Origin of the sequence: Streptomyces sediminimaris (genome assembly GCF_047049295.1) — a bacterium.
In the GTDB taxonomy this organism is placed as follows: Bacteria; Actinomycetota; Actinomycetes; order Streptomycetales; family Streptomycetaceae; genus Streptomyces; species Streptomyces sediminimaris.
This window is the reverse complement of sequence record NZ_JBJWOT010000001.1, coordinates 385,578-398,208: the sequence shown is the minus strand read 5'-3', so window position 1 is coordinate 398,208 and position 12,631 is coordinate 385,578. Positions and strand designations below refer to the sequence as shown.

Sequence of the window (12,631 nt, the reverse complement as noted above, 5' to 3'; positions counted from 1 at the left end):
TGCAACCGGTGCCCGTGGTGTCTGCTTCCCCTTCGACGGAGATGATCGAAGATGACGGTAATCTCTGTGAGAGATGATCGGCGGGAGGGTGGACGCATGGAGCTGCGGCAGATGGCGGTCGTCGTCGCGGTCGCCGAGGAGGGCGGGTTCACCGCGGCGGCGCGGCGGCTGCACGTGGTGCAGTCCGCGGTCTCCGGGACGGTGCGCGCGCTGGAGCACGAACTGGGCGCGCGGCTGTTCCTGCGCACCACGCACCGGGTGACGCTCACCGCTGCGGGGCGTGCCTTCCTGGCGTCCGCCCGTACGGCTCTGCGGGCCGCCGAGGAGGCACGTGCGGCCGTCGCCCTGGTCCAGGAGGAACTGCGCGGGGAGATCACCGTCGGCGTGATGCAGGGGCTCTACGCCGGTCTCGCCCCGGGGCTGGCCGCCTTCCACCGGGAGCATCCGGGTGTCGTGGTGAAGCTGAGGCAGGCGCCGGCGGAGGACATTCCGCGGGACCTGCGGGACGGCACCGTCGACCTGGCCGTCGTGGCCCTCGACTCCGCGCGGCTGCGGGGGCTCGCCACCAGATCCCTGGCGCGGGAGGAGATGGTCCTGGTGGCCGCTCCGGGGGAGGCCCGTCTGCCCCAGCGGCCGGTGACCCCGGCCGAGGCGGTCGCGCTGCCGCTGGTGGACTTCCCGCCGGGCTGGGCGATCCGCGCCTCGGTCGACCGGGCCCTGCGGACCGCCGGCGTCGAGCGCGCCACCACCTTCGAGGTGAACGACGTCCTCGGCGCCACCGACCTGGTGCGGCACGGCCTCGGCGTCTGCGTCCTGCCCGCCTCCCTGGCCGCCCGCTTCCCCGACCTGTCGGTGCGCCGCTTCGCCGCGCACGCACCGACCTGGCGGATGCGGGTCGTGCACCCCAGAGGGGAACTGCCGCCCGCCGTGGCCGAACTGCTGCGCCACATCGGGTAGCCGACGCCGGACGTCAGGCGTTCGGGTGGCCACGCGGCTGATCGTGCCGGTCCCGCCGAGGGAGACGGTCACCATGTCGGTGAAGCGGACGCCCGCGCGGTTTCGGCGCCTCGATGGCGTGCGCGGCGACCACAGGGGGCGGCGCTGAAGCAGCAGCAGCCGCCGAGCCCGGACGCCTGGTGGCCGGTGACCGAGTCGGCGACCTTGCCGGCGGCGCAGCCCCGGGTGGAGCCGTTCATCCAGGGGAAGGGCGTTGCGGTGACGTCCCCGATCGCCCCGGCAGCCCGATCCTTCATCCGTCCGCCGGCGGGGCGTGCCGGCGGCGCCCACCGGCCGGGCGCGGGCCCGGGGTGAGGCGCCGCGGGCGGCCCGGCGGTCGAGGACGCCGAGACCGCCGGGCACGCCGCAGGCGCAACGAGGAACGTGCCGCGCTCAGCGCGCCGCTGCGATCCGGAGCCTGATCGTGCGGGCTTCGGGGCGCAGGGCGAACTCGGGCCACACATCGGGTCCGCAGGCCCGTGAGCCGAGTCCGTGCTGAGCCGCGTCGATGAACAGGTGACTCGTCGACGAGCGGGGCAGTTCGAAGGGATGGCCGGCCGCCGCGATCTGCTGCGGCGTGTGGCGGCTGAGGGTGAAGCCGGGGCGGCGTCCGCGGGTGTCGGGCAGGGCCGCGAAGGTCAGGACCTCGGTGTCGCCGCTCGCCAGCGTCAGCCGGCGCAGGGCGGAGCGGTGTCCTGTCTCCTGCGGGCGGGCGTACTCCACCGACAGGTCGCGGACGGTGGAGGTGAATCGGCCCGTGCGCGCCGCCCGGAGGTTGTCGGGGTAGGACTCCAGGGGGCCCAGGCCGAACCACTCGGCGCGGTCCACGGGCGCCGTGCCGTCGGGCAGGTCGAAGCGGACTCCGATCCGCGGCCACACCGTCCGCCAGCCGCGCGAGGGCTGGATCTCCACGCGCAGTTCCAGTTCGCCGTCGTCGAGCGACCAGACGGACTCCACCAGCACCGACAGGGCCGAGTTCGCCGCGGAGACCTTGTCGACGGTGCGCAGGGCGTCCGGGGCCCGTTCGACGCCGAGGCGCCGCGCGGTCAGCCGGTGCAGACCGTCGAGCCGCCACAGGTCGGCACTGGACACGCCGACGACACTGTCGTCGCTCCCCTCGAGCCGGTCGGACGCGCCTTCGTCGTTGTCGGTCGGCGCGCGGAACAACTCCAGCCGGGGCCCGGTGACGGCGCGGCCGGCGAGGCGGACGAGCGAGCCGCCGACGAACTCGGCGATGCCGAGGCTCAGCGTCCCGGTGTCCGGCTGCCACGCCCCCCGGGGCCGGACGGCGGGGACGGGGAGGCGGACCGAGCGGTCCAGTTGGGCACTCGCCACCACATGCCCCTCGGGCGCCCACGCGGTCTTCTGGGCCAGCACCGCGTCGACGGTCAGCCATGTCTCGGCGTCCGGGGACACCGCCACCGGCGGCAGGGGCACTCGACGCGAGGCGCCCGCCGCCACGACGGGAACGTCCAGGTCCCCCGATTCCACGAGCACCCCGTCGTGCTCGACCCGCCGGCGGAAGCGCAGGTCCGAGGTGTCGGCCGAGTGGCGCAGATTGGTGACGGTGAGCCCGTCGCCGTCGAAGGTGAGGCTGACCGGCTGGACGACCGCCTTGAACTCGTGCAGGCCCGGCGTCGGCACGTCGTTGCTCAGCACCATGCCGTCCATCACGAAGTTGCCGTCGTGCACCACCTCGTGGAAGTCGCCGCCGTAGGCGTAGTACGGCGTTCCGTCCTCAGCGGTGGCGAGGATGCCGTGGTCGCGCCACTCCCAGACGAACCCGCCGTGCAGCCGCGGGTATTGGTGCACCAGGGCCTCGTACTGGTCCAGCGCGCCCGGCCCGTTGCCCATCGCGTGGGCGTACTCGCACAGCAGGAAGGGCTTGGTGCGCTGCCGGGCGCCCTGCGCGGGGGTGCAGCCGAGCAGCGGGGCGCGGGAGCCGTCGGTGCCGATCTGCTCGGTCTCCAGGACCGAGGGATACATGCGGGAGTAGACGTCGGTGTAGTCGCCGGTGTAGTCGCCCTCGTAGTGCACGGGGCGGCCGGCGTCGCGGGCGTGCACCCATGCCGACATGGCGGCGAGGTTGCTGCCGGTCCCGGCCTCGTTGCCCAGCGACCAGATCACGACGCTGGGGTGGTTCTTGTCCCGCTCGACGGTCCGCTGGATGCGGTCCAGGCAGGCCGCCCGCCACGCGGGGTCGTCGCTCGGGTTCCCGGCCCAGCCGACCTTCTCGAAGCCATGGGTCTCCAGGTCGCACTCCAGCACGACCCAGAAGCCGAGTTCGTCCGCGAGGTCGAGCAGCCGGGGGTGCGGCGGGTAGTGGCTGGTGCGGATGGCGTTGACGTTGAACCGCTTCATGCGGGCCAGGTCCTCGCGGGCGTGCTCCTCGTCGAAGACGCGGCCGCGCTCCGGATGGGTCTCGTGCCGGTTCACCCCGTGGAAGACGACGCGGCGGCCGTTGACCAGGAACCGGTCGCCGCGGATCTCGACCGTGCGGAAGCCCACGCGCAGGGCGACGCTCTCCGCGGCCGAGGACACCGTGGCGTCGTACAGGCGGGGCCGCTCGGCGGACCAGGGCTCGACGCCGGGGACGTCGATCGGGGCCACGTCGGCCGCCGAGGCCCAGACCTGCTCGACGCCGAGCTCGGGGATGCGCAGGGTGACCGGGAAGGCCGCCGGGCCGGCGGCGACCTCCGGGTCGACGCGCCCGCGCCCGTTGTCGTACCCGGTGCGCAGCCAGACGTCCTCGATGCCGGCGGCCGGCCGGGCGAGCAGGGTGACCTCGCGGAAGATGCCCGGCAGCCACCACTGGTCCTGGTCCTCCAGGTAGCTGGCCGCCGACCACTGGTGCACCCGTACGGCCACGACGTTGCCGCCCGGGCGCACCGCGGACGTCACGTCGAACTCGTGGGCCAGCCGGCTGCCGCCGGCACTGCCGATCTCGGCACCGTTGACCCACACCCGGAAGAGCGACTCGACGCCGTCGAACCGCAGCACGACGCGGTCGGCGGCCGGCCAGTCGGCGGGCAGGTCGAAGTGGCGGCGGTAGTCGCCGGTGGGGTTCTCGTCCGGCACGTGCGGCGGGTCGATCGGGAAGGGGTACTGGACGTTCGTGTAGATCGGCCGTCCGTAGGCGCCGTCACCCTGGAGCACCCAGTGCGAGGGCACCGCGATGCTGTCCCAGCCGTGGTCGTCGAAGTCCGCGGCCGCGAAGTCCTCCGCCACCGACGCCGTGGGTGACAGACGGAACCGCCAGGGCCCGTTCAGCGGGAGCGAGGGGGCGTCGGAGCGCAGCCAGGAGCGCGCCGGCCGCAGCGCGCCGCGCCCGGGCGCGGTGTCCGAAACATGTGCGGAGAGCTCGGAAGGCAAGAGGTCACAACTTTCTGGACGGCGACGGACGCCGCTTGCGGGGGAGCGGTCGCCGGGTGGCTTGGAGGCAGGGCCCGTGAGCGGTAACGTGAGCGCTCACGGAGCGGGCGATTCGGAGTCTGCGCCGATCAGCGGACGGGTGTCAAGGTTCCGGAGCCGCGGCCGACCGGACGGAGGTGGACGATGGCGTCGTCGGGGACCGGCCCGCGCCGGGTGACGATCGACGACGTGGCGCGGGCCGTCGGAGTGTCCCGGCAGACCGTGTCGCGGGCGCTCAACGACAAGGGCGAGATCGGCGCCTCCACCAAGCAGCGCGTCCTCGACGCCGCCCTCGAACTGGGCTACCGGCCCAGCCGGTTCGCCAGGGGACTGGTGCGGCAGGACACGGTGAGCGTCGGCCTGGTCGTCCCCGACCTGCTCAACCCCTTCTTCACCGAGGTGGCCGCCGCCGCTCTGGAGGCGGCGCGCTCGCGGGGCTGGCACGTCGTCGTCTACGACACCGGCGGCCGGGTCGCGGAGGAGCGCGGCACGCTCGAGGTCGTCGCCTCGCAGGTGGACGCCGTCGTGGGGTACCTGACCCTGCCGGAGGAGGAGATCGACAAGCTGACCCGGGGACTTCCCGTGGTCTTCATCGACCGGGAGCCGCGCGCCGGGCGGTTCAGCGCCATCCGGATCGACGGCGAGGCGGGCGTCCACGACGCGGTCCGGCACCTGGTGGACGCGGGGCACCGGCGGATCGGCATGATCGACTACGCGGCCCGGGCCGAACCGAGCCTGCGCCACCGCTGGTTCGACGCCGCCATGGCCGCCCGCGGACGGGACTCCGGCACGGTCGGTCGCGCCGACCAGAGTATCGAGGGCGGCGAGCGGGCACTGGAGGAACTCCTCGCCGGACACCCCGACGTCACCGCCGTGTTCACCTTCAACGACATCATCGCCGTCGGAGCCCTGCGCGCCGCGCGCCGGCTCGGGCGGCGGGTCCCGGAAGACCTCGCCGTGATCGGCTTCGACGGCCTGCGGCTCGGCACGCTCGTCGAACCGCCGCTGACCACCGTGGCCCTGGACACGCGGGCACTCGGCGCGCTCAGCGTGGAGCAGGCCGCCCGGCTGCTGGCCGGGAGCGGCCCGCTCAGCGGTGCCGAGGCGGCCGTCAGGGCCCGGCTGCGGCCGGGCGGATCGGCGTAGCCGCACGGTCCGGGCCCTGTTCGTTCTCGGGCCGGCGCAGCTCCAGCAGCAGTGCCTGGCCGGGGTTGAGATTCGGCATGGGCAGGCCGGCCACGGTCAGCACCGAGCCCGGCAGCGTGAGCCGGCCGCCGCCGAGCGCCGCGGACAGCCAGGCGGGGCCGGAGACCTGGTGGAAGGACGGCAGCCCCAGCTCGGTGCGCACACGCACCTGATACGTCGCCTCCGGCGCCAGGCCGGGCAGCCGCACCCGCCCGTACTGCCCCTCGGGCGACGTGGCCAGCCGGGCCCAGCAGTAGAACGCGGCGGAGCCGTCGTGCGCGACGACGCCGTGCAGCAGCGTCGCCTCGTCGGCGAGGTCGGCACGGACCGTGCGCCCGCCGTGGAGCAGCGGGCGCAGCTCGCGGTGGAGCGCGGTCCAGGCGGCGAGCCGGGCGAGTTCCCCGGCGGAGCAGCGGGTGAGGTCCTGTTCGATGCCCGCGTGCCCGAACAGGGCGGTGACCAGCCGCAGCGTGTCGGAGCCGACGCGGGCGGTGGTGTGGCTGGTGCCCGGGCCGACGTGGGTGCCGACCAGTTCGGGCGGCAGCAGTTGCCCGGTCCAGCGCTGGACGGCCTGCCGCTCCACCGGGTCGTTGCAGTCCGAGGCCCACACCCGGTCGGCGCGTTCCAGGATGCCCAGGTCGACGCGTCCGCCCCCGGCCGCGCAGCTCTCGATCTCCAGCGCGGGGTGGCGCTCCCTGAGCGCGTCCATCAGCCGGTAGAGGGCCGGCACCTGGGCGTGCCCGGCCGGCCGGTCGGCCGGGCCGCGGACGCTCTCGTGGAGCTCCCGGTTGTGGTCCCACTTCAGACAGGCGATGCCGTACTTCTCCACCAGGGCGTCCAGCGCATCCAGCAGGTGGTGCCAGACCCGGGTGTCGGACAGGTCCAGGACGTGCTGGTGGCGGGCGGACGGTCCGAGCCCGCGGGCCGGTCCGAGGATCCACTCCGGGTGCTCGCGGGCCAGGTCGGAGTCGAGGCTGACCATCTCCGGCTCGACCCACAGCCCGAACTCCATGCCCAGCGACCGCACATGGTCCACCAGCGGCGTCAGCCCCCCGGGCCACACCGCGGGGTCGACGCTCCAGTCGCCCAGTCCGGCGTCGTCCGAGCGGCGTCCGCGGAACCAGCCGTCGTCCAGCACGAACCGCTCGACACCCACCTCGGCGGCCTTGTCCGCCAGCCGCAGCAGCCGGTCCAGGTCGTGGTCGAAGTACACCGCCTCCCAGCTGTTGAGGGTCACCGGGCGGGGGCGGCGCGGATGGCCGGGGCGGGCCCGCAGGAAGGTGTGGAAGCGGTCGGCGAGCCCGTCGAGCCCCTGGTCGGACCAGGCGAAGTGGCAGACCGGAGCGGTGTACGACTGGCCGGGTGCGAGCCGGATCTCCCCGGCCCGCAGCAGGTCGCCGCCGCCCAGCACCGCGGCGTGGACGCCCGCGCCCTCCGGTACCTGTTCGACCAGGTAGCGCTGATCGCCGCTCCAGGCGACGTGCACGGCCCAGACCTCCCCGCCGCGGAAACCGAACCCCGGCACGCCGACCGTCACCTGGTACGGCGAGTCGAGACCGGGCTTGCCGCGCCGCACCTCCCGGACGTGGCTGCCGAAGCCCAGCGGGCGCCGCTGCGGGGAGCGCTCCCGGCTCCACTTGCCGGTGAAGTCCAGGATCTCCGCGGCCCGTCGGGGCAGCGGCAGGAGCGTGGTGACCCGCACCACGTCGTACGGTGCGGGATCCGCGTCGGCCCGCCGGGTGAGCGTCGTCCGCACGCCCAGGACCCCCGAGGGCTCCAGCCGGTAGGTGAGGGTGGCGTCGAGTCCGGCCCCCGCGTCGGTGAGTTGCAGGGTCAGCTCCCCGCCGCCCGCGGTCCGGGGACGGTGGCGGCTGCCGGTCAGCGTCAGCCTCGGTGCGGCGAACGTCCCGGCCAGATGGCCCTCGTGGGCCGGGGTGCCGGACCAGCCGTCGGCCTCGGTGGGCCAGACGGTGAACCGGCGTGGCAGGTCGATGGAGTTGTTGAGCACGGCGGGCTCGCCGGTCAGGGCGAGTGCCGCCAGTGCGTCCGGCGGCAGCTCGCCCGGATCGGCCCCCCAGTGCAGGACTCTGGGCACGGGCTCGGTGAGCTCCACGATCAGTGCGGTGCCTGCCGCGCGCAGGGTGTGGATTCGCGCGGTGGTGTCCGGCATGCGTGGTCCTGCCTTTCGGGGGTGGGGGGCCGCTTCGCTACTTCGCGAGCAGCTGCTTGCTCTTCTTCTGCATCTCGGGGAAGACCGAGTCGTCCTTCTGGCCGGCGAAGTACGCCTGGAACAGCGGCTGGAGTGCGTCCTGCAGGGCCGCGCCGTTGCCGTAGACGGGGGAGGGGTGGAGCACCTTGTCCCGCATCATGTCGGTGAAGACGGACAGGTCCACGCCCTTGGCGGCCAGCGCCTTGGCCGAGGCGTCCATCGACGCCGGTATCGACGGGAAGAAGGTGCCGGTCAGCGAGGCCTTGGACTGGCACGCCTCGCTGCCCATGTAGGAGACCCACTTCCAGGCCAGGTCGGCGTTCTTCGTACCGGCCCAGATGTTGTTGCCGTTGGAGTTGCTCAGCACGGCCCGGGTCCTGCCGTCGGGGCCGTAGGGAGTGGGCGCGATACCGACCTTGAGGCCGGGGATCTTCACGAAGGTCGACGCCTCCCAGGAACCGGCACTCTCCATGGCGACCTTGCCGGAGGAGAGCAGGTCGACGTCGCTGATGCTGTCGGTGAACTGGCCGATCCTGGGCGCGTAGCCCTTGTCGGTCAGGGAGCGGATCCAGTCCATGGTCTTCACGAACCGCGGATCGCCGTAGTCGAACACCGTCGGCCAGGTGGCCTTGTCGCCCAGGCGCCAGCCGGTGGTGTCGACCAGCGGGCTCCAGGTGACCTGTCCGATGAAGTCCTTGGCGGCGACCTCGCCGTAGCCGTAGGTCTTGACGTGGGACTTGTCGAAGCCCTTCTGGTCGCCGCGGCGTCCCTTCTCGTCGACCGTCAGGTGGGCGATCATCTTGCCGAGCGTGCCGCCGTCGTCGGGGTTCCAGTTCAGCGAGTCGACGTCCTTCTCGCCGTATCCGGCCTTCCTCAGGGCGTCCCGGTCGTAGTAGATGCCGGTCGCCGCCCAGTCCAGGGGCAGGGCGTACTGCTTGCCGTCGGTGAACTTCCAGGCGTCCACGCCGACCGAGAAGCGGGACAGGTCGAAATCGTCCCTGGCGATGAAGCGGTCGAGCGGCATCAACTGGTGCTGGGAGGCGTACGCCTGGAAGAACTGGACGCTGTTCTGGAAGGCGTCGGGCGCGGTGCCGGCCACGAACCCCGCGGTGAGCTTGGTGAAGTAGTCGTCGACGTTGTACTTGGTGATCTTCACCTTGACGCCGGGGTTGGCCTGCTCGAAGTCCGTGGCGCACGTCCGGTACGCGGCGGCCTGCTTGTCGTCCCAGGTCCACCAGTTGACGGTCTTGGAGCCGCCGGCGGAGGAGGAGCCGCCGGAGCAGGCGGACAGGATCGCCGCCAGGGTGAGCGTGGCGCCCAGCGCGACGGTCTTTCGAACTGCCGTGGAGCGTTTCATCGGTCCTTCTTTCACGGTGACACGGAGGGCGCGGGGGACGGCCGCACCGGCGGACGGGACGACGTCTTCAGCAGCGCGCGGAACGCGCCGAGGGCGATGGCCAGGTCCTCGGGACCCCCGGCGTCGTGGCCGTTGAACTCCCACAGGCGCAGCTGCTTGGGCCCGGCGTAGGCGTGATGGGCGGCGATGGTGGTGACCGGCGGGCACACCCGGTCGCGCAGCCCGGCGGAGAACCAGGCCGGGGCGGTGGCGCGGCGGGCGAAGGCGAGCCCGTCGAAGTAGCTCAGCGTCTCGAAGGTCTGCTCCACCCGGTCCCGGCGGGCGCCGAGGTAGCCGACGATCTCGGCGTAGGGGTCTGCGTCGGTGAGCCGGGTGGCCTGCCGGATGTCGCAGAGGAAGGGCGCCTGGAAGTGGGCGGCCGAAAGGCCGGGGACGAGCCCGGCGACCGCGAGGGCGATGCCGCCGCCCTGGCTGGCGCCGACCACGGCGATTCTCGCCGGGTCGACGAGGTCGCCACGACCGCGCAGGGCCTCGACCGCGCGAACGGCGTCGGTGAAGACCCGCCGGTAGACGTACGTGTCCTTGTCCTCGATGCCGCGGGTGAGGAAGCCGGGGTGGGCGGGGCCGCTGCCGACCGGGTCGGGCGTCGCACCGCCGCCCGCCCAGGCACCGCCCTGGCCGCGGGCGTCCACCAGCAGGTGGGCGTACCCGGCGGACGCCCACAGCAGGTCCTCCACGGGGGCCCCGCGCCCGCTGCCGTAGCCGTGGAACTGCACGACCGCGGGGAGCGGCCCGGTGCGGTGCCGGGGCATGCGCAGCCAGCCGCGGACCGGGTGGCCGCCGAACCCGGGGAAGACGGCGTCGAGGACGTCGACCGTCTCCAGGCCGGTCTCGACGGCCGTCAGCTCCAGCGACGCCTCCCGCTCGGCGCGGGCGTGCGCGAGGGTGTGCCCCCAGAAGGCGTCGAAGTCGGCGGGCTCGCGGTAGCAGCTGCGGTAGGCGAACAGCTCGGGGACGTCCCGCTCGCTCAGCACGGCACCGGCTCCTCCCGCACCCGCAGGCCGGCGTCGAGGTCGATCCGGTCGCCGGTGGCCAGGCGTATCTCCGCGGTCCGGCCCCGGTGGCGGATCCGGACCGGTTCCGCCGCGTCGCCGGCCAGGCGGCGCACGGTGACCGTGGTCGGGACGCCGTCGGCCCAGCCGACGTCGACCGCGAGGCCGCCCCGGCAGCGCAGGCCGGTGGCCCGGCCCTCGGGCCACTGCGCGGGCAGGGCGGGCAGCAGGTGCAGGACGCCGGTGTGGCTCTGCAGCACCATCTCGGTGATGGCGGCCATGAAGCCGTAGTTGCCGTCGATCTGGAACGGCGGGTGGGTGGAGAACAGGTTGGGCAGCAGGCCGCCCCACCGGGAGCCGTCGGCCGGGGCGTCGACCGCGCAGTCGCCGTCGAGCGGGCGGCTCGCCTCCAGCAGCAGTGAGCGTGCGGCCGCGCCGTCGCGCAGGCGCGCCCGCAGAGCGGTCTTCCAGGCCCAGGACCACCCCATGGCGCCGGGACCACGCCGGTCCAGCGTCCTGCGGGCCGCGTCGGCCAGTTCGGGGGTGGTGTCGGGGTCGATCCGGCCCAGCGGGTGCAGGGCGATCAGGTGGGAGAGGTGACGGTGGTGGGGATCGGCCTCGGTCAGGTCCTCGGCCCACTCCTGCAGCCGGCCCTCCGGCGAGATCCGCGGCGGACGCAGACGGGGCAGCGCGGCGCGTATCTCGCCGGACAGGGGCGTGTCGAGGCCCAGCAGCTCCGCTGTGGCGAGCGTGCGTTCGAAGGTGGCCCGGATCAACGCCAGGTCCATCGCCGAGGAACGGGTGAGGGACCTCGGAGCGCCGTCCACGAGGAAGAGGTTCTCCGGAGAGGTCGACGGGAGCGTGTCCAGGCAGCCCGCTCCGTCGTCGAGGAGCCAGTCGAGCAGGAACTCCGCGCAGCCGCTGAGCAGCGGCCACGCCCGCTCGCGCAGGAAGCCGGGATCGCGGGTGAAGTCGTAGTGGTCCCAGGCGTGCTGGGCGAGCCAGGCCCCGCCCATCGGCCACAGCGCCCACGAAGGGTCGCCGTGGCCCATGCCGACCGGCAGCGCCCAGCCCCACATGTCGGTGTTGTGGTGCGCCACCCAGCCGCGCGCGCCGTACAACTGCCGTGCCACCGGCCTGCCCTGGGCGGCCATACGGTCCAGCAGGTCGAACAGCGGCTCGTGGCAGGCGGCGAGGCCGGCCGCTTCCGCGCCCCAGTAGTTCATCTGCGTGTTGATGTTGATGGTGTAGTTGGACGACCAAGGGGGGCGCGGGTCCGTGTTCCAGATGCCCTGGAGGTTGGCCGGGGGGCCGGTGTGCGGGCGGGAGGCGGTGGCCAGCAGGTAGCGGCCGAGCTGGAACAGCACGGTGGCGGTGAGGAGTTCGTCGTCCCCGCTGAGGATGTCGCGGGCGACGTCGTGGGCGCCGCGGCGGCGCGGGCCGATGCGCAGGGCGGTGCCGCCGAGGAGGCCGCGGATGTCCGACTCGTGGTTCTCGAGCAGCCGGCCGGCGCCCCGCGCGAGGGCCCGGGCGGCGGTGTCGTGCGCACTGGCCAGGTGGGTCGCGCGGCCGGCGGGTTCCTCCCCGTGCCAGTGCCGGGCGGCGGCCGTGGAGCTGGTGAGGGTGATCAGGACGTGGGAGGCGCCGGCGACGAGGAGGTTGCCGTGGGCCACGGTCACCTCGCCGTCGGTGTGCAGGGCGAGGGCGAGCGCCCCGAAGGGGTCGTAGCCGTCGACCGGGCCGGCGGCGTACCGCAGGGGCTCGGCGACCTGCGGTTCGTGGGCGGGGGCGCCGTCCACGGGTATCTCCACGCCGAGCGTGAGGCCGCCCGTCGTGGCGCGGCGGTGCACCTCGCGCAGGGGGGTCGACAGGTCGACCGAGAGGTCCACGGTGCCGCATTCCGCGTCCAGGGTCGTGCACAGGGCGCCGGTGACGGCGTCGGCCCAGACCCGGCGGCGGACGGTGACCGCGTCGAGGTCGAAGCCGTCCTCGGCCACCGCGGTGTCGAGGTTGAGGCTCCTGCCGCGGTAGGCGGCCCGCTCGCCGCCCGCGACGGTCAGATGCAGGTCGGCGTAGGGAAGGTACTCCTGGCTGTAGGGCCCCTCGAAGGTCATCAGCAGTGTCTCGGCCCGGTCCTGGTCTCCGGCGCGGAGGGCGGCGCGGACCTCTTCGAGGCGCCGCGGGCCGGCGCCCCCCGCGAGGACCGCGGCGAGGGCGGTGGCCGGGCCGCCGGGGGAGCCGGACCACACCGTGGAGTCGTTGATCTGGATGCGGGCCCGGTGGGTGCCGCCGAAGACCATCGCGCCCAGCCGGCCGTTGCCGACGGGGGCTGCCTCGGTCCATGCGGCCGCCGGGGCGGGCCACGTCAGCACCAGGTCGCTGGGGAGCATGGCGGTGATCTCCGATCGCGGGGTGCGGCCG

The 12,631-nt window shown here is 73.9% G+C and carries 7 protein-coding genes; 2 read left to right on the top strand and 5 right to left on the bottom strand.

The features are described 5' to 3' along the window. Positions 1 to 96: 96 nt before the first annotated feature. Positions 97 to 957 (top strand): LysR family transcriptional regulator, encoded by an 861-nt coding sequence (locus ACJ9NR_RS01790; RefSeq protein WP_412490161.1) that lies wholly within the window; start codon positions 97 to 99, stop codon positions 955 to 957. A gap of 432 nt (positions 958 to 1,389) precedes the next feature. Here ACJ9NR_RS01790 and ACJ9NR_RS01785 read toward each other — a convergent pair whose 3' ends face one another. After that, positions 1,390 to 4,368, bottom strand: coding sequence for a glycoside hydrolase family 2 TIM barrel-domain containing protein (locus ACJ9NR_RS01785; protein WP_412490162.1), 2,979 nt, complete (start codon positions 4,366 to 4,368; stop codon positions 1,390 to 1,392). A 183-nt stretch (positions 4,369 to 4,551) separates the two neighbouring features. Between ACJ9NR_RS01785 and ACJ9NR_RS01780 the strand changes: the two genes are divergently transcribed. Next, positions 4,552 to 5,553: a LacI family DNA-binding transcriptional regulator gene (locus ACJ9NR_RS01780; RefSeq protein ID WP_412490163.1), complete on the top strand. Its 1,002-nt coding sequence runs from the start codon at positions 4,552 to 4,554 to the stop codon at positions 5,551 to 5,553. Here ACJ9NR_RS01780 and ACJ9NR_RS01775 read toward each other — a convergent pair. Genes ACJ9NR_RS01775 through ACJ9NR_RS01760 form a run of 4 tightly spaced genes read right to left on the bottom strand, consistent with a single transcriptional unit; the run spans position 5,519 to position 12,600 of the window. After that, positions 5,519 to 7,762, bottom strand: a complete 2,244-nt coding sequence (locus tag ACJ9NR_RS01775) for an alpha-galactosidase (protein ID WP_412490164.1) — start codon at positions 7,760 to 7,762, stop codon at positions 5,519 to 5,521. The genes ACJ9NR_RS01780 and ACJ9NR_RS01775 overlap by 35 nt on opposite strands. A gap of 37 nt (positions 7,763 to 7,799) precedes the next feature. After that, complete coding sequence (locus ACJ9NR_RS01770; protein ID WP_412490165.1) at positions 7,800 to 9,158, bottom strand: ABC transporter substrate-binding protein; 1,359 nt, start codon at positions 9,156 to 9,158, stop codon at positions 7,800 to 7,802. An 11-nt stretch (positions 9,159 to 9,169) separates the two neighbouring features. Further along, complete coding sequence (locus ACJ9NR_RS01765) at positions 9,170 to 10,192, bottom strand: acetylxylan esterase (RefSeq protein ID WP_412490166.1); 1,023 nt, start codon at positions 10,190 to 10,192, stop codon at positions 9,170 to 9,172. Next, positions 10,186 to 12,600: a glycosyl hydrolase family 95 catalytic domain-containing protein gene (locus tag ACJ9NR_RS01760; RefSeq protein WP_412490167.1), complete on the bottom strand. Its 2,415-nt coding sequence runs from the start codon at positions 12,598 to 12,600 to the stop codon at positions 10,186 to 10,188. Before ACJ9NR_RS01760 ends, ACJ9NR_RS01765 begins: the two co-directional genes overlap by 7 nt. Positions 12,601 to 12,631 lie beyond the last annotated feature (31 nt).

Excerpts from the sequence above, each read along its gene's own strand:
- ACJ9NR_RS01775 (WP_412490164.1), bottom strand. The coding sequence starts at position 7,762 with ATGCCGGACACCACCGCGCGAATCCACACCCTGCGCGCGGCAGGCACC.
- ACJ9NR_RS01760 (WP_412490167.1), bottom strand. The coding sequence starts at position 12,600 with ATGCTCCCCAGCGACCTGGTGCTGACGTGGCCCGCCCCGGCGGCCGCA.
- ACJ9NR_RS01780 (WP_412490163.1), top strand. The coding sequence starts at position 4,552 with ATGGCGTCGTCGGGGACCGGCCCGCGCCGGGTGACGATCGACGACGTG.
- ACJ9NR_RS01790 (WP_412490161.1), top strand. The coding sequence starts at position 97 with ATGGAGCTGCGGCAGATGGCGGTCGTCGTCGCGGTCGCCGAGGAGGGC.
- ACJ9NR_RS01770 (WP_412490165.1), bottom strand. The coding sequence starts at position 9,158 with ATGAAACGCTCCACGGCAGTTCGAAAGACCGTCGCGCTGGGCGCCACG.